Origin of the sequence: Klebsiella sp. RHBSTW-00484 (assembly GCF_013705725.1) — a bacterium.
GTDB lineage: Bacteria > Pseudomonadota > Gammaproteobacteria > Enterobacterales > Enterobacteriaceae > Klebsiella.
Genome location: NZ_CP055481.1, coordinates 145179 through 170337, shown reverse-complemented (window position 1 = coordinate 170337; position 25159 = coordinate 145179). Strand labels below are relative to the sequence as shown.

Below are 25159 nucleotides of genomic sequence, written 5' to 3'. Positions count from 1 at the left end.
CCCGAGATTCTCAAAGGTGGCGTAGTATACGCTGACTCGGCGATGTGCTCAAGTCCCGAACAGACAAAGATCCCGATGGATCGCATGATCGGGGCTAAATCCAGCCGCGCTCAGCAAAAGATACGTACGCTCCGCGGCCGATAACAAGGTGATCAAGCACGCGTATATCCATGAATCGGCAACATTTTATCACTCTTTCGGTAATCAACCTGTCGGCCTTACTCGGCTCAGGGCTACCGGATGGATGATTATGAGCCAGGATCACCGCGGCGGCGTTCACTTTGATGGCTTCGCGTACGATTTCTCGCGGATGCACCTCAACGTGGCTAAGAGTACCAGAAAAAAGTCGGCTATGTTTCAATACCCGGTTCTGATTATCTAAAAAGATCACCATAAAGATCTCACGTTCTTCGTCAGCCAGTTGGCTTTGCAGAAATTCCCGCGTCATCGACGGCGAGACCAGAGAGGGCTCTTCAGTTATCCGCAGACAAAAATAGCGCCGCGCCAGCTCAGCAATCCCCTTCAACTGCGCATATGTCGCCGGGCCAATCCCCTCAACCTCATCAAACTGCTCTTTTTCCGCCGATAGCAGACCGTATAGCGAGCCAAAGCGCTGCAGCAAATCCTGGGAAAACGTTATGACATCCTGCGTGCGCGTGCCAGTACGTAAAAACAGCGCCAGCAGCTCAATATCCGACAACGATTCGATACCGTAGCACTGCATTTTTTCCCTCGGCATCAGAGGTTCCTGTGTATCCATGGCGGCTTCTCCTTTCCTGTGCGCGCTATCCTGGCACAGCCCTCCAGCGCTGCCGATCGGCAAATTTTATCCGTGCGTATCGGCTCGCAAAGTGGATCTCTGCCAGGCACACGATGCCGATCGGATTGTGATAAGATGCGCGAATTCTGGTGTACCGCAACAGGAAAAAATCATGATGAGTCTGGCTGGTAAAAAGATCGTTCTTGGCGTGAGCGGCGGTATTGCTGCCTATAAAACGCCGGAACTGGTGCGCCGCCTGCGTGACCGTGGAGCGGATGTCCGCGTCGCCATGACGGAAGCCGCAAAAGCCTTCATTACGCCACTGAGTCTACAGGCGGTATCCGGTTATCCGGTCTCCGACAGTCTGCTCGACCCGGCCGCAGAAGCGGCAATGGGCCACATTGAGCTGGGAAAATGGGCAGACCTGGTAATTCTCGCCCCCGCTACCGCCGATTTAATTGCACGTATTGCGGCAGGAATGGCTAACGACCTCGTTTCCACAATTTGCCTCGCCACGCCGTCGCCAGTCGCCGTCGTGCCCGCAATGAATCAGCAGATGTATCGCGCCGCCGCCACCCAGCATAATCTTGACGTTATCTCCTCACGCGGTCTGCTGGTTTGGGGCCCGGATAGCGGCAGCCAGGCCTGTGGCGATATCGGTCCAGGGAGAATGCTGGACCCGCTGACTATTGTTGATATGGCCGCGCAGCATTTCTCTCCTGTCAAAGATTTGCAACATCTCAACATCATGATTACCGCGGGCCCAACCCGCGAGCCGCTGGATCCAGTGCGTTATATCACCAATCACAGTTCTGGTAAGATGGGTTTCGCGATTGCCGCCGCCGCCGCGCATCGCGGGGCGAACGTGACGCTGGTTAGTGGTCCGGTTTCTCTGCCAACGCCGCCGTTTGTGCAGAGAATTGATGTCACCACAGCGCTGGAAATGGAAGCCGCCGTGCAAAATAGCGCTTCTCAGCAGCACATTTTTATTGGCTGTGCGGCAGTTGCTGACTACCGTGCGGTCGCCATCGCCGAAGAAAAAATCAAAAAACAAGGTGATGAATTAACCCTGAAAATGGTTAAAAATCCGGATATCGTCGCTGGGGTCGCGGCGCTTAAAGCCAACCGCCCCTACGTCGTTGGATTTGCCGCCGAAACGAATAATGTGGAAGAATACGCACGGCAAAAACGTGCCCGCAAAAATCTCGATCTGATTTGCGCTAATGATGTTTCACAGCCAAATCAGGGATTTAACAGCGATAGCAATGCATTACACCTTTTCTGGCAAGAGGGAGATAAGCGCTTACCACTTGAGCGCAAGGAACTCCTGGGCCAATTATTACTCGACGAGATCGTGACCCGTTATGATGAAAAAAATCGACGTTAAGATTCTGGACCCGCGTGTTGGTCAGCAGTTTCCGCTGCCAACTTATGCCACCTCCGGCTCCGCCGGACTTGACCTGCGAGCCTGTCTCGATGACGCCGTAGAGCTGGCGCCTGGCGCTACCACGCTTGTGCCGACTGGCCTGGCGATTCACATTGCCGACTCGTCTCTGGCAGCGGTGATTCTGCCGCGCTCTGGGCTGGGTCATAAGCATGGCGTTGTTCTGGGCAACCTGGTGGGCCTGATTGATTCCGACTATCAGGGCCAGTTGATGGTTTCCGTCTGGAACCGTGGTCAGCAGAGCTTCACTATCGAACCTGGCGAGCGTATCGCTCAAATGGTGTTTGTGCCTGTCGTACAGGCGGAATTTAGTCTGGTGGAAGATTTTGACGCCACCGATCGTGGCGAAGGTGGCTTCGGTCACTCCGGGCGTAAATAAGCCCAGCGATACACCCAATCACTCGGGATGCCGCCAACAGCAGGGCTGCCCGAAGGATAAAGTGTAACCTGCATTCCAAAGCGTAATAATGCAATAACAACGCCGCAGGCAGCTGCTTGCGGTCGCTTTGCGGATGCCTGCCTGGCAAGTGCTTTTTTCAGGGGTATTTTAAAACATGGCAGAAAAACAAACTGCGAAAAGGAATCGTCGCGAAGAAATACTTCAGTCTCTGGCGTTGATGCTTGAATCCAGCGATGGGAGTCAGCGCATTACCACAGCGAAACTGGCGGCGTCCGTTGGCGTATCCGAAGCGGCTCTGTACCGACATTTTCCCAGCAAAACCCGCATGTTTGACAGCCTGATCGAGTTTATCGAAGACAGCCTGATTACGCGCATCAATTTGATTTTAAAAGATGAAAAAGATACTTCAGCGCGCCTGCGCCTGATCGTACTGTTGATTCTAGGGTTTGGCGAGCGGAATCCTGGGCTGACGAGAATTCTGACCGGCCATGCGCTGATGTTTGAACAGGACAGATTGCAGGATCGAATCAATCAACTGTTTGAGCGCATTGAAGTACAGCTGCGCCAGGTGTTGCGTGAAAAGAAAATGCGCGAGGGAGAAGGCTACACCGTCGATGAAGCCCTGCTGGCTGGTCAGTTGCTGGCATTCTGTGAAGGTATGCTGTCGCGCTTTGTGCGCAGTGAGTTTAAATATCGACCGACCGATGATTTTGACGCCCGTTGGCCGCTGGTCGCCGCCCAGCTGCAGTAATCCGCACCTTATATGCAGCCACAATGGCTGCATCTCCTTTTTGATTTTTCTGTCATAAAGCCCAGGACAATTCGTTGAATTGCCAGATGTTTTCAATCTGCACTCTCTCCTAACATCCGTAAATTGTTTCTTTTCATCGGATAAGGAGAAGGCTGATGGCGACATCACGGCGGGAATTGCTCAAACTGGGAGGTCTCGCAACCGCATCATTGCTGGTAAACCAAAAAAGTTTCGCGGCCTGGGCACCATCTGCACGTTATCCCGATCCACGCATTGTGGCAGTGGATGATAGCTTTCGCCGCTATATACTTGCCAGCGCAAAAGTCGAGCAGATTGCTACCGGTTTTCGCTGGGCGGAAGGGCCTGTGTGGTTTGGCGATACGCGCATGTTGCTCTGGAGCGATATCCCCAACAACGCCATCATGCGCTGGGATGAAGCTACTGGTGAAACCAGCGTGTTCCGTCATCCGGCAAACTACGCTAACGGCCATGCCCGCGACCGGCAGGGACGACTGATCAGCTGCGAACATGATACCCGACGCATTACCCGCACCGAATACGATGGCACCATTACCGTACTGGCGGATAGTTTTGACGGCAAGCCGCTGAACTCACCAAACGATATCGTCGTGAAGTCAGACGGCAGCATCTGGTTTACCGACCCACCTTTCGGCATCAGCGGATTCTACGAAGGGCATAAAGCCACGCCGCAGCTACCGCAAAACGTTTATCGGCTGGATCCTGAAAGCCGCAAACTGAGCGTCGTGCTGGGTGACGTGAAAGGGCCGAACGGCCTCTGTTTTTCCGCCGATGAGAAAACGCTATACGTCGTGGAGAGTCGCGCAACGCCAAATCGGTTAATTCTCGCGTGGGATGTGGTCAATAACGAACTGAAAAATAAAAGAGTACATATTGACTGCGGTAACGGCACCGCCGACGGTATCGCCTGCGATATGGACGGTAATCTGTGGTGTGGTTGGGGGACGGGCAGCGAGGAGCTTGATGGCGTGCGCGTCTTTAACCCTCAGGGGAAAAACATCGGCATCGTTCAGTTGCCGGAACGCTGCGCTAACCTGTGCTTCGGCGGCGAGCAGCGCAATCGCCTGTTTATGGCCTCCAGCACCTCGATCTATTCGCTCTACGTCAATGCGCAAGGGGCCAAACTGGTTTGAAACCTACCCGGCAGGCATTGACCTGCCGGGTCGATTCTTATACTCCGTACGCTTCGCGATAGGCGCGAACCGACGCCAGATGTTCAGCCATTTCCGGCTTCTCTTCCAGATAGCTGATCAGATCTTTCAGGGTCACAATAGAAATCACTTTGCAGCCGTAATCACGCTCGACTTCCTGAATCGCGGAGATTTCGCCGCGTCCGCGCTCCTGGCGATCCAGAGAAATCAGTACACCAGCTAATTCCGCGCCGTTGGCCTGAATAATTTCCATAGATTCACGAATCGCAGTACCTGCGGTGATGACGTCATCCACCAGCATCACGCGGCCCTGTAGAGCGCTTCCCACCAGGTTGCCGCCTTCGCCGTGAGTCTTCGCCTCTTTACGATTAAAGCAGTATGGCAGATCGCGGTCATGGTGTTCCGCCAACGCGACAGCAGTAGTCGTGGCGATTGGAATACCTTTGTACGCAGGGCCAAACAACAGATCAAAATCAATCCCGGAATCCACCAGCGCTTCGGCGTAAAAACGGCCTAACAATGCCAGATCGCGCCCGGTATTAAACAGGCCGGCGTTGAAGAAATAGGGGCTCTTACGCCCGGATTTCAGCGTAAATTCGCCAAACTTAAGGACCTGCTTGCTAAGCGCAAACTCAATAAACTGGCGCTGATACGGCTTCATGGATTCGCTCCTCATCATACTTTTCTACAGATATAAAAAAGGCGACTTCTCAGTCGCCTTAAAAACTAGTTTTCTAACGCCGCTTTCTGCGCCGTCACAATGGATTCGATACCCCCTCGGGCCAACGCCAGGAGGGTGAGGAGTTCTTCATGGGTGAACGGCTCACCTTCCGCCGTACCCTGCACCTCAATGATGCGACCGTCTTCGGTCATCACCACGTTCATATCGGTTTCCGCCGCAGAATCTTCGACATATTCCAGATCGCAAAGCGCTTCGCCTTTGACAATACCAACGGAGACCGCCGCCACCATGCCTTTCATCGGGTTGGTTTTCAGCTTACCGGCTGCAACCAATTTGTTCAGCGCATCGGCCAGCGCAACGCAGGCTCCGGTGATAGAGGCGGTGCGGGTTCCACCGTCGGCCTGCAGCACATCGCAGTCCAGCGTAATAGTGAATTCACCCAGCGCTTTCAGGTCAACCGCAGCACGCAGCGCACGCGCGATCAGACGCTGGATTTCCATTGTACGCCCGCCCTGCTTACCTTTCGCAGCTTCACGCGCGTTACGGGTATGGGTCGCGCGCGGCAGCATGCCATATTCTGCGGTGATCCAGCCCTGACCCTGGCCTTTCAGAAAGCGCGGAACACCTTCATCGATAGAGGCGGTACACAAAACTTTGGTGTCACCGAATTCGACCAGCACGGAGCCTTCTGCGTGTTTCGTATAATTACGGGTAAAGCTTACTGGGCGCACTTGGTTAGCGCTACGATCTGCTGGACGCATGAGGTTCTCTCCGGCTTGAAACGAATGTGGCTGCGCATTATACGGATAATGAGTGCTTATTCCTATCCTGATAAGGACTCGAAAGCTATAATCCCCCCACTCTCCTTTAAAAACAGGAACGTCTATGATCCGCAGTATGACCGCCTACGCCCGGCGTGAAATCAAGGGTGAATGGGGTAGCGCCGCGTGGGAACTGCGCTCGGTAAACCAACGATATCTGGAAACCTATTTCCGTCTGCCGGAGCAGTTTCGTAGCCTGGAGCCTGTTGTACGCGAGCGTATTCGCTCCCGTCTGACCCGCGGTAAAGTCGAATGTACCCTGCGTTTTGAGCAGGATCCGAGCGCCCAGGGCGAGTTGATTCTCAACGAAAAACTGGCAAAGCAGCTAGTTAACGCCGCCAACTGGGTAAAAATGCAGAGCGACGAAGGCGAAATCAACCCGGTCGACATCCTGCGCTGGCCTGGCGTTATGTCTGCTCATGAGCAGGATCTGGACGCCATTGCCGCTGAAATCCTGAACGCGCTGAATGGCGCACTGGATGACTTTATCGTCGCCCGCGAAACCGAAGGTCAGGCACTGAAGGCGCTTATCGAACAGCGGCTTGATGGCGTGACCGCCGAAGTGACCAAAGTGCGCGCCCATATGCCGGAAATCTTGCAATGGCAGCGTGAGCGTCTGGTCTCCAAGCTGGAAGACGCGGAAGTGCAGTTGGAAAACAATCGCCTCGAGCAAGAGCTGGTTCTGATGGCGCAGCGCATTGACGTCGCCGAAGAGTTGGATCGCCTGGAAGCACACGTCAAAGAGACGTGGAACATCCTGAAGAAGAAAGAAGCGGTCGGCCGCCGTCTCGACTTTATGATGCAAGAGTTCAACCGCGAATCAAACACGCTGGCGTCTAAATCCATTAATGCCGAAGTGACGAAATCTGCAATCGAGTTGAAAGTACTGATTGAGCAAATGCGCGAGCAGATCCAGAACATCGAGTAATATCGGGTTCTACCAACATTAAGGGCCAACACTCCGGCCCTTTTTTATTTTCAGCACATCTCAGAAGAAATACTTTTTATCCAGCACCCGACAGGTTAAAAATGCCCCCGCCGCACACAGCAGCATGGGAGCCAGATAGCTGTGATCCATATGGGTAAACTCCATCACCAGTACTACCGCCGTTAGCGGCATCTGCATAGATGCGGCAAGAAATGCCGCTGCGCCGACAAGAGCAAAACTGCTGTAATCCCCTCCGGGAAATATCTGCTGCCAGAGCATGCATAGCAGCAGGCTGCTCAGACCGCCGACCGCCAGCCCCGGCGTCAGTAGCCCGCCCTCCGCGCCTCCGCGCAGCACCGCCAGGATGACGACCATTTTTAACACCAACAGTATCGCTGCCCCAGGGAAACCCAACTCATCGCTGAGAGTCAGCTGCATAGGCCCTTTACCATTACCAGGAAGCTGAGGAAAATAGAGGCTCAGGACGGCAAGCAGGGAAAATGCCAGCAGGCAGAAAACCGGCATCTGCCAGTTCGTTCGAACGTGCGAGCGAGCGGTGCTGGTTGCTTTGCGAAAAAGCCAGGCCCCGGTACCAAGAATGGGCCCCGCAATAATCGCCCACCAGAGAAATGAATGAGGAAGTGCGTCGGAGATAAAATGGTATTGCGATTCATCACCCAGCCCCAACGTTGCCGTCCATGCAGCAATAGCCGACGTGATGATAGCCGCCAGCGTTTTTTCCCAGCTAAACGACAGCAGCATCACTTCAAGGCTAAACAACGCGCCCGCCAGAGGGACATTATACACTGCCGCCAGGCCCGCTCCGGCACCACAGGCAATCAGCGTTCGGGTTTCATCCTCATAAAGCCCCATTTTACGCGCCACTATACCGGCCCCCAGCGCCCCCATTTCCCGCGGAGCAACCTCGCGTCCCAAGGGGGATCCCAGCGCAACGGTGACTATCTGCAACAGTGCATGGAGAGTCGTCGTCCCAGTAGGCATTGGCACAGAAGGTTTAGCGACAGCCGCCGCGATAGAAATCCGCTTCTGACCATAGCGCGCAAGCAGCCACCAGCCGAATCCTGCTATCGCACCACCTGCCACTATTGCCGTGATACGACGAGGCCAGGGCGAATCCGTTACACCCTGTAAAAATGACTCCGATCCGACGATCCGTTCAAGGCTATAGCCAAAAGCCAGGTGCTGAATCGCATGTAAAATCATCGCCAGAACCATACCTGATAGACCGGCCAGCACTCCCGTTAAAACAACGGCAATCAGGCGGGTCAGATAATTTTTATTGTCAGCGGCTGTGGTCATTTTCTCAGGCCTTGAATAAGGAAAATAAAAGCATAAAGGTCGAGAGTTAAATATTAGGTATTCATAGCGTATCCAATATAGATACAAAATAACGCCTTAATCATTATTTTTTCTAATCTATGTAATTTAAAAAATCACCAATAAACCCTATTTAAAAGGCAATAAAAACAACATATGCATTACTTTTTCCTGGCCAAACCCATTCACTTTAGAAAATCTCAATCGTGATCTTCCGCACAAATCGCTAACCTTTGGCCATCATTGTGGGGGAACTATGCTGCTTCATATTCTTTATTTAATTGGTATTACGGCGGAAGCGATGACCGGCGCGCTGGCTGCCGGGCGCCGCCGTATGGATACCTTCGGCGTTATTATCATCGCGACCGCGACAGCCCTGGGCGGCGGTTCGGTGCGCGATATTCTGCTCGGCCACTACCCACTAGGCTGGGTACAGCATCCTGAGTACGTCATTATTGTCGCCGTTGCCGCGGTCCTGACTACCATCGCCGCACCGGTCATGCCGCATCTGCGTCGCCTGTTTTTGGTACTGGATGCTCTGGGCCTGGTAGTGTTCTCAATCTTCGGCGCTCAGATCGCGCTGGATATGGGCGAAGGCCCGGTGATCGCCTCCATTGCCGCAGTGATAACCGGCGTCTTCGGCGGCGTACTGCGCGATATGTTCTGCAAGCGCATCCCGCTAGTGTTTCAGAAAGAGCTGTACGCTGGGGTCTCGTTCGCCGCCGCCGTTCTTTATATTGCCCTACAGCACTACGTCAGCAGCCACGATGTGGTGGTTATTTCCACCCTGCTGTTCGGCTTTACCGCCCGCATGCTGGCACTGCGCTGGAAGCTGGGCCTACCAGTCTTTCATTACAATCACAGCGCACATTAATTCTTTCAGAACCCCGCAATTCGTTGCCCGCTGAGCCACTTCGCCAGCGCGGCAACATCCGGTTTATGTAAAAAAGCCACTAGCTGTCGCGCCCTTTCTGCCCCAATTCCAGGTAAACGTCGCCACTGCTCTTCGTTTCGATCCTGTAACTGCTGCCAGTCGTCCTTCGCCATTTCTGAAAACGCTGTTTTTGGGATGGGTATCCCCATAGCCTGTACCCAGCGCAAAAAGGGCTGCTCACGCGCCAGATTAAACTGGTGCCACAACTGCTGCCCGCGCTGTGCAGATATTCCCGGGATCGTTTGCAGTTGCTCTGGTGTAAACGCCAGCCATGAAAAGAGATGATCCATACGTCGGGCATCGTGTACAGTGCGCCACAATGTCTCTCCAGCGCCGTCAATATCAAGAACCGAGCGGGATGAGAGCCAGACCAGCCGTGAGAGAAACTGCTCTGCGCACTCAGGGGTGGCGAAATAGCAACTCAATGCATTGAAACGACCTGGAGGAGGCTGAGGTTTATTACGCTGAGCGGTACGCCAGACCACCGAATCAATGCGCGGTATTCCCTGCCCGGCAAGGCTGATTTGCAGCTGATCGCCAATGCCAATGTCCAGATTTTGCCAGCGGGATACCGAGCCGACGCTCACCCGCTGCACGCGCTTATCATCCAGCTGCTGCGGCGTGAGCTGCGCGACCACGGCGATTTTACCGCTGCGCCCAATGCTAAAGCTGATACCACGAACCTCCATAACCCGTGACGCGGGCGGATATTTCCACGCAATCACCCAATCACCCTGCCCCGGTACCCAGAAACGCCCGGCTGACTCTTGCCCCTGGCGCACCACTACGCCATCAGTAGCAAAAGGCAACGGTGAAGTGAACCAACGTTGACGCCACTGCCCAACCTGCTGAGCATTAGCCACAGAATGCGAAAAAAGTGCGCTATGAAGAAAGCCGCTCTGGCGCAACAACGCCTGGCGCTGATTCATATCTGCCGGACCATCAGGCCATGCCCAGATAAACACGCCCAGCTTATCAAGCTCGGCCGCAGCGTCCTGTCTCATCATCATGCCCGCGACTTTTGCCCGCGCGTTCATACCACCCATCTGCTTTTGCACATGCCCCGCGTTATGCAGGAACAGCTCGCCCTGTAATACGCTGTTAGCGAGTTCAGTGCCAACAACCTTAGGTATGGAAGGGATCTGTAATACCCTGGCCGTCCAGTCCTCTCCCGCCAACCCGTTTCCCCGACTGATTGCCTGCGTTAAACGCCCTTGCCGATAAACCAGCGTAACCGCTACGCCATCCACTTTGGGCTGCACCCAGAGGTCGGTTTTGCCACGCATCCAGCGGGCAACGCTGGCTTCATCCGCCAGTTTACGCACGCCAGTGTGAGCAACCGGATGCCGGGTATCGCCCTTTAATGGCGAAAGTTCATCGTGAGCGGGGGTTTCACTGACAAAGCAGCGTTGCCAGTAGGACAGTCGCGCCGCAAGCTGGTCGTAGACCTCATCGCTGACCACGCTCTTACCTTGATGCCAGTAAGCGTTTTTCCACTCGTTCATCTGCTGACTGAGACGTTTAATTTCCTGTTCAGCCCTGGTCTGCGACCACGTTGGGCAGGCTGCCTGCCCGTATCCCACCAACATCCATAACACCAGCGCCCAAATTCCCTTATGCATGGCGATGCCCTCCTGTTTTCTCACAACGCATTGTGCCGCAGGTTTATTTTCGTCAGCGATAAGGGATTTTTAACCCTGCGAGCAGGCATCCAGGTTTTCTACGTTATTTCTGCAACGCCCAGAGAAATCAGGGAAACAGCAAGCAAAATGAAAGAAACAGCGCAAAAAGTGTGACAGTGACTGCGTCACGCAGCGGCGGCGTGTATAATAGGCTCGTATGTAAGCTTTATTTCGACCACCACATACAAAAGACACTCATGGCTCAAGGCACGCTTTATATTGTTTCCGCCCCTAGCGGCGCGGGTAAATCCAGCCTGATTCAGGCTTTATTAAAAACCCAACCGTTGTACGACTCTCAGGTTTCTGTTTCGCATACCACACGCGCTCCGCGCCCGGGTGAAGTGCACGGTGAACACTATTTCTTTGTTAATCACGACGAATTCAGGACGATGATTGGCAGAGATGCTTTTCTTGAACATGCAGAAGTCTTTGGCAACTATTACGGCACCTCGCGCGAAACTATCGAGCAGGTACTGGCGACTGGCGTCGACGTCTTCCTCGATATCGACTGGCAGGGCGCACAGCAAATCCGCAAAAGAATGCCTGGCGCGCGCAGTATCTTTATTCTGCCGCCGTCAAAAGATGAGCTTGACCGTCGCCTGCGTGGCCGTGGTCAGGACAGCGAAGAGGTTATCGCGAAACGTATGGCGCAGGCAGTTGCAGAAATGAGCCATTACGCGGAATATGATTACCTTATCGTGAATGATGATTTTGATACCGCCTTAAGCGATTTGAAAATCATTATTCGCGCCGAACGTCTGCGCATGAGCCGCCAAAAGCAGCGACATGGCGCTTTAATCACCAAACTGTTGGCAGACTGAACCCACATTCAGTATCATGCCCAGTCATTTCTTCACCTGTGGAGCATTTTAAGTATGGCACGCGTAACTGTTCAGGACGCTGTAGAGAAAATTGGTAACCGTTTTGACCTGGTACTGGTCGCCGCGCGTCGCGCTCGTCAGATGCAGACAGGCGGAAAGGATCCGCTGGTACCGGAAGAAAACGATAAAACTACCGTTATCGCACTGCGCGAAATCGAAGAAGGTCTGATCAACAACAAGATCCTCGACGTTCGTGAGCGCCAGGAACAGCAAGAGCAGGAAGCCGCTGAATTACAAGCCGTTACCGCTATTGCTGAAGGTCGTCGTTAATCACACAGCGGGTCGCCCTTGTATCTGTTTGAAAGCCTGAATCAGCTGATTCAAAACTACCTGCCCGAGGAGCAAATTAAGCGTCTTCGGCAGGCTTATCTCGTTGCACGTGACGCTCACGAGGGCCAAACACGTTCAAGCGGTGAACCCTACATCACGCACCCGGTTGCGGTAGCCTGTATTCTGGCCGAGATGAAACTCGACCATGAAACGCTGATGGCCGCCCTGCTGCACGACGTGATTGAAGATACCCCCGCCACCTACCAGGACATGGAGCAGCTTTTTGGTAAAAGCGTTGCTGAACTGGTAGAGGGGGTGTCGAAGCTTGATAAGCTTAAGTTTCGCGATAAGAAAGAGGCTCAGGCCGAAAACTTTCGCAAAATGATTATGGCGATGGTGCAGGACATCCGCGTCATCCTCATCAAGCTTGCTGACCGCACCCACAACATGCGTACTCTGGGCTCATTACGCCCGGACAAACGTCGCCGCATCGCCCGCGAAACGCTGGAAATCTACAGCCCTCTGGCGCACCGTTTAGGTATTCATCACATCAAAACCGAGCTTGAAGAGCTGGGCTTTGAAGCATTGTATCCTAACCGCTATCGCGTCATTAAAGAGGTCGTAAAAGCGGCGCGCGGCAACCGTAAAGAGATGATTCAAAAGATCCTCTCCGAAATCGAAGGGCGTTTGCAGGAAGCGGGAATTCCCTGTCGCGTAAGCGGCCGCGAAAAACACCTGTACTCCATCTACTGCAAGATGGTGCTCAAAGAGCAACGTTTTCACTCGATTATGGATATCTACGCCTTTCGCGTGATCGTCCATGATTCTGACACCTGCTACCGCGTGCTTGGCCAGATGCACAGCCTTTACAAGCCGCGTCCTGGGCGCGTCAAAGACTACATTGCCATTCCAAAGGCGAACGGCTATCAATCTTTGCACACCTCGATGATCGGCCCGCACGGCGTCCCGGTTGAGGTACAAATTCGTACCGAAGACATGGACCAGATGGCGGAAATGGGGGTTGCGGCGCACTGGGCCTATAAAGAACACGGCGGGGAAAGCAGCACCACCGCGCAAATCCGCGCCCAACGCTGGATGCAGAGCCTGCTGGAGCTCCAGCAGAGCGCCGGCAGCTCATTTGAATTCATTGAGAGCGTGAAATCCGATCTGTTCCCGGATGAGATTTACGTTTTCACCCCGGAAGGGCGCATCGTCGAGCTGCCCGCTGGCGCGACGCCGGTGGACTTCGCCTACGCGGTGCATACCGATATCGGCCATGCCTGCGTCGGCGCACGCGTCGACCGCCAGCCGTATCCGCTGTCGCAGTCGCTCTCCAGCGGCCAGACGGTGGAAATTATTACCGCGCCGGGCGCACGACCAAACGCCGCGTGGCTGAACTTTGTCGTCAGTTCAAAAGCGCGCGCCAAAATTCGTCAGTTGCTGAAGAACCTCAAGCGCGACGACTCCGTAAGTCTCGGACGCCGCCTGCTCAACCACGCCCTTGGCGGCAGCCGTAAACTGGCTGAAATTCCACCGGATAGCATTCAGCGTGAGCTTGAGCGCATGAAGCTGGCAACGCTTGACGATCTGCTGGCCGAAATCGGCCTCGGTAACGCCATGAGCGTGGTGGTAGCCAAAAACCTGCAACAGGGTGATACCACCTCGGTACCCGCGCAGCTGACATCAGCCGGCCACAACCATCTGCCGATTAAAGGCGCCGATGGCGTGCTGATTACGTTCGCCAAGTGCTGTCGTCCGATTCCCGGTGACCCAATCATTGCGCACGTCAGCCCTGGCAAAGGCCTGGTTATTCACCATGAATCCTGTCGTAATATTCGCGGTTATCAAAAAGAGCCGGAGAAATTTATGGCGGTCGAGTGGGATAAAGAGACCGCGCAGGAATTTATCACCGAAATCAAGGTGGATATGTTTAACCACCAGGGTGCGCTGGCTAACCTGACGGCAGCGATCAACACCGCTTCATCCAATATTCAAAGTCTGAATACGGAAGAAAAAGATGGTCGTGTATACAGCGCCTTTATCCGCCTCACCGCGCGCGATCGCGTGCATCTGGCGAATATCATGCGCAAAATTCGCGTCATGCCGGATGTGATAAAAGTCACCCGTAACCGAAATTAGTCTTATGAATGCACAGCGTTATGCACGTATCTGCGAGATGCTCGCCAGGCGTCAACCTGACCTGACGGTCTGCATGGAGCAGGTCCACAAGCCTCATAACGTTTCTGCGGTGATTCGTACCGCAGATGCCGTTGGCGTACATGAAGTGCACGCCATCTGGCCCGGCAGCCGCATGCGCACCATGGCCTCTGCGGCAGCGGGTAGCAACAGTTGGGTACAGGTTAAAACGCACAGCACCATTGGCGATGCAGTTACGCATTTGAAAGACCAGGGAATGCAAATCCTGGCAACGCATCTCTCCAGTAAAGCCGTTGATTTTCGTGAAATCGACTATACCCGCCCCACCTGTATTCTGATGGGTCAGGAAAAAACCGGTATTACTCAGGAAGCATTAGACCTGGCGGATCAGGACATCATCATTCCCATGATTGGCATGGTGCAATCGTTGAACGTCTCAGTCGCCTCTGCACTGATTTTGTATGAAGCTCAGCGTCAGCGGCAAAACGCTGGCATGTATCAACGCGAAAACAGTATGCTGCCGGAAGAAGACCAGCAGCGACTGCTGTTTGAAGGCGGATATCCGGTGCTGGCGCGGGTCGCGAAGCGCAAAGGACTGCCCTATCCCCACGTCAACGAGCAGGGTGAAGTCGAAGCTGATGCCACATGGTGGTCCACGATGCAGGCCGCAGGATAAAATATATGCAAGGTCGCCTGTTAGATGCCATTCCCCTCAATACCCTAACCGGCGTTGGCGCGGCACAGAGCAGTCGATTGTCGAAGATCGGCCTGCATACGGTGCAGGACCTCCTCCTGCATCTGCCGTTACGCTACGAAGACCGCACCCACCTGTACCAAATCGGCGAACTGCTGCCTGGCGTGTACGCGACCGTTGAAGGCGAAGTCCTCAACTGCAACATCACTTTCGGCGGACGCCGGATGATGACCTGCCAGATTAGCGACGGCTCCGGTATCCTCACCATGCGCTTTTTCAACTTCAGCGCGGCGATGAAAAATAGCCTGACAACCGGGCGTCGCGTGCTGGCTTACGGCGAGGCGAAACGCGGCAAATACGGCGCGGAGATGATCCATCCTGAATACCGCGTGCAGGGCGATATGAGCACACCTGATTTACAGGAAACGCTGACTCCGGTTTATCCCACCACTGAAGGCATCAAGCAGGCCACGCTGCGCAAGCTGACCGATCAGGCGCTCGAACTGCTTGAAACCTGCGCCATCACCGAACTGCTGCCACCTGAGCTGGCGCAGGGGATGATGAGCCTGCCGGAGGCACTGCACACGCTGCATCGCCCGCCGCCGTCACTGCAGCTTAGTGAGCTGGAAAGCGGCAAGCACCCGGCGCAGCAGCGCTTAATTCTGGAAGAGCTGCTGGCGCATAATCTCAGCATGCTGGCGCTGCGGGCGGGAGCCCAGCGTTATCACGCTCTTGCACTCAGCGCGAACAACACGCTAAAAGACAAACTACTGGCATCTCTACCCTTTACGCCTACCGGCGCGCAGGCGCGCGTGACGGCGGAGATCGAGCACGATATGGCGCTGGACGTGCCAATGATGCGCCTGGTTCAGGGTGACGTGGGTTCTGGTAAAACCCTGGTCGCCGCACTTGCCGCGTTGCGGGCGATCGCCCACGGTAAGCAGGTCGCGCTGATGGCGCCCACCGAACTGCTGGCTGAACAGCACGCCAGTAACTTCCGCAACTGGTTCGAACCGCTGGGCATTGAAGTTGGCTGGCTGGCCGGGAAACAAAAAGGCAAAGCGCGTCTGGCGCAGCAAGAGGCTATCGCCAGCGGACAGGTGCAGATGATCGTCGGTACCCACGCTATCTTTCAAGAACAGGTGCAGTTTAACGGCCTGGCGCTGGTGATTATTGATGAGCAGCACCGCTTTGGCGTTCACCAACGTCTGGCGCTGTGGGAGAAAGGCCAGCAGCAGGGTTTCCATCCGCATCAGCTGATTATGACCGCTACCCCCATTCCTCGTACCCTGGCGATGACCGCTTATGCCGATCTCGATACCTCGGTTATCGACGAACTGCCGCCGGGCCGTACACCGGTCACCACGGTCGCTATTCCCGATACCCGGCGCAGCGATATTATCGATCGCGTGCGTAACGCTTGTACCCACGAAGGCCGTCAGGCCTATTGGGTCTGCACACTGATTGAAGAATCGGACCTGCTGGAAGCCCAGGCGGCGGAAGCCACCTGGGAAGAACTGAAGCTCGCGCTGCCGGAGCTGAATATCGGCCTGGTGCACGGGCGCATGAAATCCGCCGATAAGCAGGCGGTGATGAGCGCATTTAAGCAAGGCGAGCTACATCTACTGGTCGCCACCACGGTTATCGAAGTCGGGGTGGACGTGCCCAATTCCAGCCTGATGATCATCGAAAACCCGGAACGTTTGGGACTGGCGCAGTTACACCAGCTCAGGGGACGCGTCGGGCGCGGCGCGGTAGCCTCCCATTGCGTACTGCTCTATAAATCGCCACTCTCGAAAACCGCTCAGAAACGATTACAGGTACTGCGCGACAGCAACGACGGATTCGTTATTGCTCAGAAAGACCTCGAAATACGCGGTCCTGGCGAGCTGCTCGGCACCCGCCAGACCGGCACCGCTGAATTCAAAGTGGCGGATTTAATGCGCGATCAGGCCATGATTCCGGAAGTTCAGCGCATCGCGCGCCATATTCATGAACGTTACCCGCAACAGGCCATTGCGCTTATCGAACGCTGGATGCCGGAAACCGAACGCTATTCCAACGCGTAGCTCATTTCCAGCCCGCCAGATCTGCCAGCACATCCTCAATCTGAATCTCAATAATATCGCGCGCATCCAGCGCATCCTGTGCGATGCGCACCGCCATGCCCTCTTCCCGCTCGCCGCGTAACCTTTCAACCGCCGCCTGAACGCCTGCCAATAACCGTTCCGGCGTGACGACTCCACGGAGAAAAGCCAGGTTTTCTGCCGACCATGGTTCGCTATCTCCCAATGGATGTCTGAGAAGCCGCCATTTTTCAGGCCACAGTGGATTATTCTCTAATGGATAAATCAGCTGCGCAGCGTACTGAAGCGCGCAAACCGCTTTGCCAGGCGAGTCAAGTGCCCACCATCGGGACCAGATGGCGTGAATAACAGGTTTCGCGCGCCCCAGATCGTTAAAAGTTGTTAACCATGTCATGGCGGGATCGAAGCCGCGCTCGCTATCCATTCGCGCCAGCATCGTGTCAATCAGGAACAGGCGAACCTGCCGGCGCTGGCTGGCATCCATCATAACCTGCCACAGATAAGGCCGCCGTAGTGCCTGTAGAAACGATGCTTCAAAATGATCGCCATAGCCCCTGGTGAGTATCGTCTCATGCCATTCGGCAAGACACAGGGGGAACAAATAACGAAACAGCTCCGGCTGCATGGGTTCGTTGTAAACCAGATTTAGCACGTAATAACAGCTTAGTTGTCGCTCGGTAATATGCTGCCATTCTGTCGCAGCCATCGCCCGCAGTTCCGCATCTGCATAATCAAATTCAGGCTCCCACACGTACCGCACCGGCGGCTCATTGCCAAATATCTCCCGACATCTCTCGCGTACCGTTGGCTCCGCATGCTGTCTTCTTTTTTTCATCATCATCCATAATTTAGCGCATACGCAGCGCAAGAGTGTATCAGCCGGGCTGCGGCTGCCTATGCTAAAATACACGCAATTTTATTCAGATGAGTGAATCATGAAACGAGAACTGGCTATCGAATTTTCGCGTGTCACCGAAGCTGCCGCCCTGGCAGGCTATAAGTGGTTAGGCCGCGGTGATAAAAACACCGCCGACGGCGCTGCGGTCAACGCCATGCGCATTATGCTCAACTTGATCAATATCGATGGCACCATCGTGATTGGCGAAGGCGAAATCGACGAAGCGCCGATGCTGTACATTGGCGAGCGCGTTGGTACCGGCAAAGGCGATGCGGTAGATATCGCCGTAGACCCCATTGAAGGCACTCGCATGACGGCCATGGGCCAGGCCAACGCGCTGGCGGTCATGGCGGTAGGCGATAAGGGCTGCTTCCTGAACGCGCCGGATATGTATATGGAAAAGCTCATTGTCGGTCCGGGTGCGAAAGGCGCTATTGATCTGAACCTACCGCTGGCGGAGAACCTGCATAACGTCGCCCACGCGCTGAATAAACCGCTGAATGAATTAACGGTCACCATCTTAGCCAAGCCACGTCACGACGACGTTATTGTTGAGCTGCAAAAACTGGGCGTGCGCGTGTTCGCCATCCCCGACGGCGACGTCGCGGCATCCATTCTGACCTGTATGCCGGACAGCGAAGTTGACGTCATGTATGGTATCGGCGGTGCGCCGGAAGGCGTCGTCTCAGCCGCCGTTATCCGCGCGCTGGACGGCGATATGAACGGCCGTCTGCTGGCGCGTCATCACGTTAAGGGCGACAGCGAAGAGAACCGCCGCATCGGCGAAAACGAACTGGAACGCTGCCAGACAATGGGCATCGAAGCAGGCAAAGTGCTGCGTCTGGACGAGATGGCGCGCAGCGATAACGTCGTTTTCTCCGCCACCGGCATCACCAAAGGCGACCTGCTGGATGGCATCACTCGCAAGGGCAACATGGCGACCACTGAAACGCTGCTGATCCGCGGCAAATCCCGCACCATCCGCCGCATTCAGTCGATTCATTATCTCGATCGTAAAGACCCGGATATCCAGCTGCACATCCTGTAAAACATTTGATCAATAGAGCTTTCCAGCCTTTTTGGGCTGGAAATCTTCTCTCGTCGCGGTGAAGATAAACTAATGAGATTGAGAGGAGAGACGCGATGGCAAACTGGGTTACAGGAAAAGTGGTAAAAGTACAAAACTGGACTGATGCACTGTTTAGCCTCACCGTTCACGCGCCGGTTGATCCGTTCACCGCAGGGCAGTTTGCCAAACTGGGCCTCGATGTTGACGGCGAACGCGTGCAGCGGGCCTATTCCTACGTCAACGCCCCCAGCAATCCCGATCTTGAGTTCTATCTGGTGACGGTTCCAGAGGGCAAACTCAGCCCACGCCTGGCCGCACTGAAGCCGGGTGATGAGGTGCAGGTTGTCAGCGAGGCCGCCGGTTTCTTCGTGCTGGAAGAGGTGCCGGACTGCGATACGCTGTGGATGTTAGCCACCGGTACGGCAATTGGCCCGTACCTGTCGATTCTGGAAGAAGGGAAAGACCTGGATCGCTTTAAAAATCTGGTGCTGGTCCACGCCGCACGTTATGCCGCCGATCTCAGCTATCTGCCGCAGATGCAGGCGCTGGAACAACGTTATGCGGGCAAGCTGCGCATCCAGTCGGTCGTCAGCCGGGAAACCGTACCGGGCATGCTAACGGGACGTATTCCGTTCCTGATCGAAACCGGCGCGCTCGAAGAGGCCGTTGGTCTGCCGATGAGCGCTGAAAGCAGCCACGTCATGCTGTGCGGTAACCCGCAGATGGTGCGCGATACTCAGCAGTTGCTCAAAGAAACCCGGCAGATGAGCAAACATCTGCGTCGCCGACCGGGCCATATGACCGCCGAGCACTACTGGTAATCAGGACTCCGCTTTCCAGCGAACGTCCAGCGTCTCTTTGCCAAACTTATTTGCCCCCTGGGTGCCGACAAACGCGCCCAGGTCGATAAGCATCATGACGATAATTAGTGTCGGTATAAACCGCCCAACGCCCCACTGCCAGACGCCGGGCAACATCGACCAGTTTCCCGCCAGCAGCATCCACGCCAGAATCATCAATAGCGCCCACAGGCCTGATTTACCACGATCGTGTAAACGTTTAATCGTGACCGCCGCCGTAGGCCACAGCAGGCATACCAGGATAAAAGCCGCAGTCTGCAAATTGAGAAGATTACTGCCAGCCAGCGTGAACAGCGCGCTCATGGTCATAATCCAGATGGCAATCCAAATCCAGAAATCACGACGCCCGATGCGCCCTTTAATTGAGAACAGCCACTGCTGTAAGGTCATATTTTATTCCTTATCATCATCACCTGCGTAGTTTACCCTGAAGGCGTGACTTTTTGACAAGCGTGGCGGTTCCCGTTTTAATCGTCAGCAGGCAAAAAAAGGAAGGACGGGCATGAAGAAGTGGGCAACCTTGTGTTTGATTGGGCTGACAGCGCTATCTGTCGGCCAAAAGGCGCTGTCCGCTGAATCTGATTCCGCCGCTACGGCTCCCTATGTTCTCTCCGGTGCGCCGGTCTTTGACATCTCGATCAGCGAGTTTCGGGAAAAATTTAATACCGATAACCCAAAGCTACCGCTCAATGAATTCCGTGCAATCTCCTCCAACCGCGATCGGGTAAACCTGACTCGCGCAGCCAGCAAAATCAACGAGAATCTTTACGCCTCTACCGCTCTTGAGCGCGGAACGCTCAAAATTAAATCGATGCAGGTCACCTGGCTACCGATCCAGGGGCCGCAGCAGAAAGCGGCGAAAGCCAAAGCGCAGGAGTATATGAGCGCGGTTATACGTGCTTTCGTGCCGACGCTTAGCCAGGCGCAAAGCCAGCTGAAGTTGCAAAAACTGCTGACTGCAGGGAAAGGAAAACGCTACTTCACGGAAACCGAAGGCGCAGTGCGCTATGTGGTGGCGGATAACGGCGAAAAGGGGCTGACCTTCGCTGTTGAACCGATTAAGCTGGCGCTATCTGATACGCTGGAAGACAACAATAAATGACAAAAAGCAAAGCCTTTCCAGTGATGAATCTCTATACTGTTTCACAGACCATGCTGCCCTCGGGGGCGGCTATATTCCTTAATTCGCTTTGAAGCGTGGAGAATTAAAATGCGACATCCTTTAGTGATGGGTAACTGGAAACTGAACGGCAGCCGCCACATGGTAAACGAGCTGGTTGCTAACCTGCGTAAAGAACTGGCTGGCGTTACCGGCTGTGCAGTTGCAATTGCTCCGCCTGAAATGTACATCGACCTGGCTAAACAAGCCGCTGCGGGCAGCCACATCCACCTGGGCGCGCAGAATGTTGACCTGAACCTGTCCGGCGCATTCACTGGTGAAACAAGTGCTGAAATGCTGAAAGACATTGGTGCCCAGTACATCATCATTGGTCACTCCGAGCGTCGTACCTACCACAAAGAGTCCGACGAACTGATCGCTAAAAAATTCGCGGTACTGAAAGAACAGGGTCTGATCCCGGTTCTGTGCATCGGTGAAACCGAAGCAGAAAACGAAGCGGGCAAAACCGAAGAAGTTTGCGCACGTCAAATTGACGCCGTTCTGAAAACTCAGGGCGCAGCCGCATTCGAAGGCGTAGTTATCGCTTACGAACCAGTATGGGCGATCGGTACCGGCAAATCTGCGACCCCTGCTCAGGCTCAGGCGGTTCACAAATTCATCCGTGACCACATCGCGAAAGCTGATGCGAAAGTCGCTGAACAAGTGATCATCCAGTACGGCGGTTCCGTTAACGCAGGCAACGCAGCTGAGCTGTTCACCCAGCCGGATATCGACGGCGCGCTGGTTGGCGGTGCATCTCTGAAAGCAGACGCTTTCGCAGTGATCGTTAAAGCAGCAGAAGCGGCTAAAAACGCGTAATAGCTTTAACAGGCACCTCCCCGGTAGCGCTTCGCAACCGGGGTTAATCGCCTGGTAGCCCGGACAAAGCGCGTCAAGCGCCGCCTCCGGGTTTTCTTATCCCGCTACAGTTTTCCCAACGCTTGGTACCACAAATAATCCAGCGGTAGCAGAATTAAATAGCTCACCGCCGCCAGCGCGATACACAGCAGCATTCCCGCTCGAGCAGGTACTTTCCCCAGTCCCATAGCCACTACAATCGGTGATGCCTGATACGGCAGCAACGGCGTGGAATACCCCAGCACCTGAATCATAATTACGCTCAGCAGCGGAAAGCCGGTGGCGTCGGAAAAACTCTGCGCGAAGGTGGTATACAGCGCTGGTACGCCGTTGGCAGTCATAATAAAGTTCAGCGCGCTGGTAATACCGGTCAATGCGAGAAAACTGGTAAACGGACTCTCTTTATCCAGCGGCATAATATGCAGCAGCGCATTTCCCATCACGCTACCGATACCCGTCTGGGTGACAGTGATCGCCAGCCCCAGAATCCCGGCGACGTAAATACAGGTACGAATATTTACGCCGCTGGAAAACTCTTCGCCGTTGATAAAACCAACGCGCGGCAGAAGCGTTATCACCGCCGCCGCCAGCCCCGTCCAGGCTGGCCCCACGCCGTGCCAGCTCTCCGTCACCCACAGAGTCAGTACCACCGCTAACAGCCATGCAAGGCGCTTCTCATCATGGCTCATCGGCGGCAGCGGCGTCATGTCGCGCGGCGGATGCGGTTTTCCGGGAAACAACCAACATATCAGCGCAACCAGTACCGCCCCTTTTAGCCAACCGAGCACCGGCGTGTGCAGCAATAAATAGGGTAGATAATTCAGGTGGATACCGTATGAGCCTTCCGCCGCGCCGCTCATGACCAGATTCGGAACGTTAGCAGGCAAAATGGTCGCCGACAGCTGGAAGGTGCCGAAGCCAACCGCCAGCGCCAGCCCATACCAGCCGCGCGTGCCATCCTCAATCCCCGCGCGTTTTGCCATCGCCGCCACAATCGGCATCAGCAGCGCAATGCGCCCCATATTGGACGGCATAACAAAGGCTAAGGCATAGCTGAGAAGCACCACGCTGCCGACCATCAGCGGCCAGGAATCGGTTAGCCGCGACGAGAGCGAGCGGGCCGCCCTGTCCGCCAGCCCGGTTTTGCGAATGGCTATTCCCAGCACGAAGCCGCTGAACACCAACCAGAAGGCCGATGAAGCAAAACCACCGAAGATAACCTCAGGCGGCGCGATTTTGGCGATCATCGCGGCGGCAAAAAACAGCAACGCGGTCATAAACTCCGGCAGTAACGAAGTCGCCCAGAGCAGAATCGTGATGCCAACGATGATTGAAGGAAGGAACAGAGGATGGGAAAACCAGAGCGACATACCTGTCTCCTGACGATTTTTTCAGCAAGAATACGATGGACAGTAAAGCAGGTAAATGCCAGATATAGTGGGGTTATCGCAGGATTGGAGCAGATAGATCAGTGATAATGAATTTCGCCAAAGTATTCAGACAGCACATAATAACGGCAATATTCAAACGGGCTATCGTGTCCGGCTTGAAATGTCTGTCTGGCGACAGATAACAGCGGTTTATTCGCGGCAATTTGCAATTTTTCACACAGTTCGGCGGAAGGTAAAATCGCCTCAACTTTTTCAATCGCCGAGTCGCTAGTCACGTTCAGTAGCGAATAGAGCGACGTATGCTCCAGCGCCTGCGGCGTCAGTTCCAGTCCAGGAAAGAAGCTGAGATCGAGATAAATCTTCTCATGGTTGAACGGACGGTTATTCAGGCAACGAACACGCGAAATATAAAGATAATGATGCTGTGCGGGCAGGCTCAGGCCATCAGCCTGAGCATCGCGCGCGCGACGCGGTGCGATTTCCAGAATACGGTTCTCAATCGCCACGCTGGCGTCCTGGAGATCGCTGGTAATACCGCGAAACGTGTGGCCATAGCTCACTCCTTCCGGCACGGAGCAAACTACCGAACCACTTCCGCGCTGGGACGAAATAATCCCCGCATTGATCAGCTCGCTCCAGGCCTGTTTCACCACAATCAGCGAGACGTTATAAGTCCTGGCAATCTCTTTTTGCGTCGGCAGTTGGCTGCCTAAAGGCAAAGACCCATTCTGGATCTGCTGACAGATGATAAAAAATAGTTGCTTATAAAGCGGAGTAAAGCTCGTTTTATCAACCTGCAAACTGCGCACCTCACGTCTTCGCCAGCAGGGGACGTGTTACCGTCCCCGGCAGGGTGAATTCGCTACCCTGCGATTTGCCTGGCCAGTTCTGCCAAATCGAAATGATTCATACGATCTAAGGTCGTTAAATAATCGGCGGGAAAAGCCTCCACGCCATGGAATGCGCCGGAAATCGCCCCAACCATGGTGGCGACGGTATCAGTATCATTGCCGATATTAACGCCGGAGATAATAGCATCTACGGCAGAATTCGGACAACACGCGAACAGGCCAAAGGCCGCGGGCACCGCTTCACTGACGTGCAGCCCGGAGCCAATAATATCAGCAATGTCCACTATCGCCGTTTCCCAATGGCGATGACGTTTACCGATATCTACGGCCAGCTCAATACGTCGGGCAACGGAAGGTCCGGCGACCATCATCGCCCCTTGTTCCTGCGCCAGAAGATAGCCTCTTTGCGCACCGTAGATACCGGCGGCAATGATGCTGTCTGCATCGGTCTGCGCTCTTAAAGCCTCGCTGGTTGCCGCCGCCATCGCCGCGGCGCCGGACATCGCTAGCACGTTGTTATGGGTAAATCGGCAAATCTGCAACGCACATTGAATTGCCGCGTCGATATTACCAGGATGCAGCACCGCCGCAGGCCAAATCTTCATGGCCGCGCCGTTGGTTGCTTCCGCGTTACCTTTATTAATGATCTGTACCGACTGTTTTTCGCCTTCCAGCTCTCCCTGCAAAGAGGCGCGATTGTCGTTAAAGATCGCTTTCATCGCCGCGCGCGTCGTGGGCCCCGTAAAGTTGGCGTAGTAAGGATAATCCAACCACTGCTGGAAGGCCTCGCGCATCGCTTCGTCGCTGACCTCACGCTGATGGCGCAGCAGCGCGTCCATAATGTACTTGGCCTGGATAAAATCATCCGTACACATGCCCGCTTCATTGCAGCGGCCAAAAGTATCGGCTGGCGGTTTTTGAAAGGTCGTCACCCAGCCGCCAAAATAGTCTTTTATTTGCTGCTGGGTGCGTACTTCCGTCGCTGCTCCCATCGCGTCCGCGGCGGCGGCGCCAACCAGGCATCCCAGTATTTTGTTTTGATCAACGTGCATGA

The 25159-nt window shown here is 54.8% G+C and carries 25 protein-coding genes; 15 read left to right on the top strand and 10 right to left on the bottom strand.

Going from position 1 to position 25159, the window contains the following annotated elements:
• Positions 1–94 precede the first annotated feature (94 nt).
• Positions 95–760: a RadC family protein gene (gene radC, locus HV213_RS00780; protein WP_181484437.1), complete on the bottom strand. Its 666-nt coding sequence runs from the start codon at positions 758–760 to the stop codon at positions 95–97.
• A 175-nt stretch (positions 761–935) separates the two neighbouring features.
• Between radC and coaBC the strand changes: the two genes are divergently transcribed.
• The 4 genes from coaBC to HV213_RS00760 all read left to right on the top strand — a co-directional run bounded on the left by coaBC (position 936) and on the right by HV213_RS00760 (position 4527).
• Positions 936–2147 (top strand): bifunctional phosphopantothenoylcysteine decarboxylase/phosphopantothenate--cysteine ligase CoaBC, encoded by a 1212-nt coding sequence (gene coaBC, locus HV213_RS00775; RefSeq protein ID WP_181486311.1) that lies wholly within the window; start codon positions 936–938, stop codon positions 2145–2147.
• The gene (gene dut / locus HV213_RS00770) at positions 2125–2583 is read left to right on the top strand and encodes a dUTP diphosphatase (protein WP_181484436.1); all 459 of its coding nucleotides are present in this window, start codon (positions 2125–2127) and stop codon (positions 2581–2583) included. The genes coaBC and dut overlap by 23 nt, the downstream gene beginning before the upstream one ends.
• A gap of 175 nt (positions 2584–2758) precedes the next feature.
• Entirely contained in the window at positions 2759–3355 is a 597-nt protein-coding gene (slmA, locus tag HV213_RS00765; RefSeq protein WP_110276960.1) for a nucleoid occlusion factor SlmA, read from the top strand.
• A 155-nt stretch (positions 3356–3510) separates the two neighbouring features.
• Positions 3511–4527 (top strand): SMP-30/gluconolactonase/LRE family protein, encoded by a 1017-nt coding sequence (locus tag HV213_RS00760; protein WP_181484435.1) that lies wholly within the window; start codon positions 3511–3513, stop codon positions 4525–4527.
• 37 nt (positions 4528–4564) lie between these two features.
• Here the strand turns inward: HV213_RS00760 and pyrE are convergent, their stop codons facing one another.
• On the bottom strand, positions 4565–5206 hold the full coding sequence (gene pyrE / locus HV213_RS00755) for an orotate phosphoribosyltransferase (protein WP_110276958.1): 642 nt from the start codon (positions 5204–5206) through the stop codon (positions 4565–4567).
• Positions 5207–5271: 65 nt separating this feature from the next.
• Positions 5272–5988: a ribonuclease PH gene (gene rph / locus HV213_RS00750; RefSeq protein ID WP_110276957.1), complete on the bottom strand. Its 717-nt coding sequence runs from the start codon at positions 5986–5988 to the stop codon at positions 5272–5274.
• A 124-nt stretch (positions 5989–6112) separates the two neighbouring features.
• On the opposite strand from rph, the gene HV213_RS00745 reads away from it, so the two are divergent.
• On the top strand, positions 6113–6976 hold the full coding sequence (locus HV213_RS00745) for a YicC/YloC family endoribonuclease (RefSeq protein ID WP_110276956.1): 864 nt from the start codon (positions 6113–6115) through the stop codon (positions 6974–6976).
• Between the two features lie 60 nt (positions 6977–7036).
• Here HV213_RS00745 and HV213_RS00740 read toward each other — a convergent pair whose 3' ends face one another.
• Positions 7037–8296 carry a chloride channel protein gene (locus HV213_RS00740; RefSeq protein WP_181484434.1) on the bottom strand — a complete coding sequence of 420 codons (1260 nt, stop codon included), beginning with the start codon at positions 8294–8296 and terminating at the stop codon, positions 7037–7039.
• Positions 8297–8570: 274 nt separating this feature from the next.
• On the opposite strand from HV213_RS00740, the gene HV213_RS00735 reads away from it, so the two are divergent.
• On the top strand, positions 8571–9188 hold the full coding sequence (locus HV213_RS00735) for a trimeric intracellular cation channel family protein (protein ID WP_181484433.1): 618 nt from the start codon (positions 8571–8573) through the stop codon (positions 9186–9188).
• Positions 9189–9193: 5 nt separating this feature from the next.
• Here HV213_RS00735 and ligB read toward each other — a convergent pair whose 3' ends face one another.
• Positions 9194–10870 (bottom strand): NAD-dependent DNA ligase LigB, encoded by a 1677-nt coding sequence (ligB, locus tag HV213_RS00730; protein ID WP_181484432.1) that lies wholly within the window; start codon positions 10868–10870, stop codon positions 9194–9196.
• Positions 10871–11127: 257 nt separating this feature from the next.
• On the opposite strand from ligB, the gene gmk reads away from it, so the two are divergent.
• Genes gmk through recG form a run of 5 tightly spaced genes read left to right on the top strand, consistent with a single transcriptional unit; the run spans position 11128 to position 17001 of the window.
• The gene (gene gmk / locus HV213_RS00725; protein ID WP_110276951.1) at positions 11128–11751 is read left to right on the top strand and encodes a guanylate kinase; all 624 of its coding nucleotides are present in this window, start codon (positions 11128–11130) and stop codon (positions 11749–11751) included.
• Positions 11752–11805: 54 nt separating this feature from the next.
• A complete protein-coding gene (gene rpoZ / locus HV213_RS00720; RefSeq protein ID WP_110276950.1) occupies positions 11806–12081 on the top strand; it encodes a DNA-directed RNA polymerase subunit omega in 276 nt (91 codons plus the stop codon).
• An 18-nt stretch (positions 12082–12099) separates the two neighbouring features.
• The gene (gene spoT, locus HV213_RS00715; RefSeq protein WP_181484431.1) at positions 12100–14220 is read left to right on the top strand and encodes a bifunctional GTP diphosphokinase/guanosine-3',5'-bis pyrophosphate 3'-pyrophosphohydrolase; all 2121 of its coding nucleotides are present in this window, start codon (positions 12100–12102) and stop codon (positions 14218–14220) included.
• A 4-nt stretch (positions 14221–14224) separates the two neighbouring features.
• Positions 14225–14914 carry a tRNA (guanosine(18)-2'-O)-methyltransferase TrmH gene (trmH, locus tag HV213_RS00710; protein ID WP_181484430.1) on the top strand — a complete coding sequence of 230 codons (690 nt, stop codon included), beginning with the start codon at positions 14225–14227 and terminating at the stop codon, positions 14912–14914.
• Positions 14915–14919: 5 nt separating this feature from the next.
• Entirely contained in the window at positions 14920–17001 is a 2082-nt protein-coding gene (gene recG, locus HV213_RS00705) for an ATP-dependent DNA helicase RecG (RefSeq protein WP_181484429.1), read from the top strand.
• A 1-nt stretch (position 17002) separates the two neighbouring features.
• On the opposite strand, the gene HV213_RS00700 is transcribed toward recG, so the two are convergent.
• On the bottom strand, positions 17003–17854 hold the full coding sequence (locus HV213_RS00700) for a hypothetical protein (RefSeq protein WP_181484428.1): 852 nt from the start codon (positions 17852–17854) through the stop codon (positions 17003–17005).
• A 100-nt stretch (positions 17855–17954) separates the two neighbouring features.
• On the opposite strand from HV213_RS00700, the gene glpX reads away from it, so the two are divergent.
• Together glpX and fpr are read left to right on the top strand one after the other, a co-directional pair.
• Entirely contained in the window at positions 17955–18965 is a 1011-nt protein-coding gene (glpX, locus tag HV213_RS00695; protein ID WP_181484427.1) for a class II fructose-bisphosphatase, read from the top strand.
• A 95-nt stretch (positions 18966–19060) separates the two neighbouring features.
• Entirely contained in the window at positions 19061–19807 is a 747-nt protein-coding gene (gene fpr, locus HV213_RS00690; protein WP_110276945.1) for a ferredoxin--NADP(+) reductase, read from the top strand.
• Here fpr and HV213_RS00685 read toward each other — a convergent pair whose 3' ends face one another.
• Entirely contained in the window at positions 19808–20236 is a 429-nt protein-coding gene (locus tag HV213_RS00685) for a DUF805 domain-containing protein (RefSeq protein WP_004126694.1), read from the bottom strand. It lies immediately after the preceding gene.
• A gap of 112 nt (positions 20237–20348) precedes the next feature.
• On the opposite strand from HV213_RS00685, the gene HV213_RS00680 reads away from it, so the two are divergent.
• Both HV213_RS00680 and tpiA read left to right on the top strand, forming a co-directional pair.
• On the top strand, positions 20349–20948 hold the full coding sequence (locus HV213_RS00680; protein WP_181484426.1) for a DUF1454 family protein: 600 nt from the start codon (positions 20349–20351) through the stop codon (positions 20946–20948).
• A 108-nt stretch (positions 20949–21056) separates the two neighbouring features.
• Positions 21057–21824, top strand: coding sequence for a triose-phosphate isomerase (tpiA, locus tag HV213_RS00675; protein ID WP_181484425.1), 768 nt, complete (start codon positions 21057–21059; stop codon positions 21822–21824).
• Positions 21825–21928: 104 nt separating this feature from the next.
• On the opposite strand, the gene HV213_RS00670 is transcribed toward tpiA, so the two are convergent.
• From HV213_RS00670 to HV213_RS00660, 3 genes are all read right to left on the bottom strand, one after another.
• Positions 21929–23233 carry an SLC13 family permease gene (locus HV213_RS00670; protein WP_181484424.1) on the bottom strand — a complete coding sequence of 435 codons (1305 nt, stop codon included), beginning with the start codon at positions 23231–23233 and terminating at the stop codon, positions 21929–21931.
• A gap of 98 nt (positions 23234–23331) precedes the next feature.
• A complete protein-coding gene (locus HV213_RS00665; RefSeq protein WP_181484423.1) occupies positions 23332–24054 on the bottom strand; it encodes a GntR family transcriptional regulator in 723 nt (240 codons plus the stop codon).
• A gap of 62 nt (positions 24055–24116) precedes the next feature.
• On the bottom strand, positions 24117–25157 hold the full coding sequence (locus tag HV213_RS00660; protein ID WP_112216047.1) for an ADP-ribosylglycohydrolase family protein: 1041 nt from the start codon (positions 25155–25157) through the stop codon (positions 24117–24119).
• Between the last annotated feature and the right edge of the window lie 2 nt (positions 25158–25159).

Bases quoted from the DNA above. Each gene is read 5' to 3' on its own strand.
- radC (WP_181484437.1), bottom strand. From the start codon at position 760: ATGGATACACAGGAACCTCTGATGCCGAGGGAAAAAATGCAGTGCTAC.
- coaBC (WP_181486311.1), top strand. From the start codon at position 936: ATGAGTCTGGCTGGTAAAAAGATCGTTCTTGGCGTGAGCGGCGGTATT.
- dut (WP_181484436.1), top strand. From the start codon at position 2,125: ATGATGAAAAAAATCGACGTTAAGATTCTGGACCCGCGTGTTGGTCAG.
- slmA (WP_110276960.1), top strand. From the start codon at position 2,759: ATGGCAGAAAAACAAACTGCGAAAAGGAATCGTCGCGAAGAAATACTT.
- HV213_RS00760 (WP_181484435.1), top strand. From the start codon at position 3,511: ATGGCGACATCACGGCGGGAATTGCTCAAACTGGGAGGTCTCGCAACC.
- pyrE (WP_110276958.1), bottom strand. From the start codon at position 5,206: ATGAAGCCGTATCAGCGCCAGTTTATTGAGTTTGCGCTTAGCAAGCAG.
- rph (WP_110276957.1), bottom strand. From the start codon at position 5,988: ATGCGTCCAGCAGATCGTAGCGCTAACCAAGTGCGCCCAGTAAGCTTT.
- HV213_RS00745 (WP_110276956.1), top strand. From the start codon at position 6,113: ATGATCCGCAGTATGACCGCCTACGCCCGGCGTGAAATCAAGGGTGAA.
- HV213_RS00740 (WP_181484434.1), bottom strand. From the start codon at position 8,296: ATGACCACAGCCGCTGACAATAAAAATTATCTGACCCGCCTGATTGCC.
- HV213_RS00735 (WP_181484433.1), top strand. From the start codon at position 8,571: ATGCTGCTTCATATTCTTTATTTAATTGGTATTACGGCGGAAGCGATG.
- ligB (WP_181484432.1), bottom strand. From the start codon at position 10,870: ATGCATAAGGGAATTTGGGCGCTGGTGTTATGGATGTTGGTGGGATAC.
- gmk (WP_110276951.1), top strand. From the start codon at position 11,128: ATGGCTCAAGGCACGCTTTATATTGTTTCCGCCCCTAGCGGCGCGGGT.
- rpoZ (WP_110276950.1), top strand. From the start codon at position 11,806: ATGGCACGCGTAACTGTTCAGGACGCTGTAGAGAAAATTGGTAACCGT.
- trmH (WP_181484430.1), top strand. From the start codon at position 14,225: ATGAATGCACAGCGTTATGCACGTATCTGCGAGATGCTCGCCAGGCGT.
- recG (WP_181484429.1), top strand. From the start codon at position 14,920: ATGCAAGGTCGCCTGTTAGATGCCATTCCCCTCAATACCCTAACCGGC.
- HV213_RS00700 (WP_181484428.1), bottom strand. From the start codon at position 17,854: ATGAAAAAAAGAAGACAGCATGCGGAGCCAACGGTACGCGAGAGATGT.
- glpX (WP_181484427.1), top strand. From the start codon at position 17,955: ATGAAACGAGAACTGGCTATCGAATTTTCGCGTGTCACCGAAGCTGCC.
- fpr (WP_110276945.1), top strand. From the start codon at position 19,061: ATGGCAAACTGGGTTACAGGAAAAGTGGTAAAAGTACAAAACTGGACT.
- HV213_RS00685 (WP_004126694.1), bottom strand. From the start codon at position 20,236: ATGACCTTACAGCAGTGGCTGTTCTCAATTAAAGGGCGCATCGGGCGT.
- HV213_RS00680 (WP_181484426.1), top strand. From the start codon at position 20,349: ATGAAGAAGTGGGCAACCTTGTGTTTGATTGGGCTGACAGCGCTATCT.
- tpiA (WP_181484425.1), top strand. From the start codon at position 21,057: ATGCGACATCCTTTAGTGATGGGTAACTGGAAACTGAACGGCAGCCGC.
- HV213_RS00670 (WP_181484424.1), bottom strand. From the start codon at position 23,233: ATGTCGCTCTGGTTTTCCCATCCTCTGTTCCTTCCTTCAATCATCGTT.
- HV213_RS00660 (WP_112216047.1), bottom strand. From the start codon at position 25,157: ATGCACGTTGATCAAAACAAAATACTGGGATGCCTGGTTGGCGCCGCC.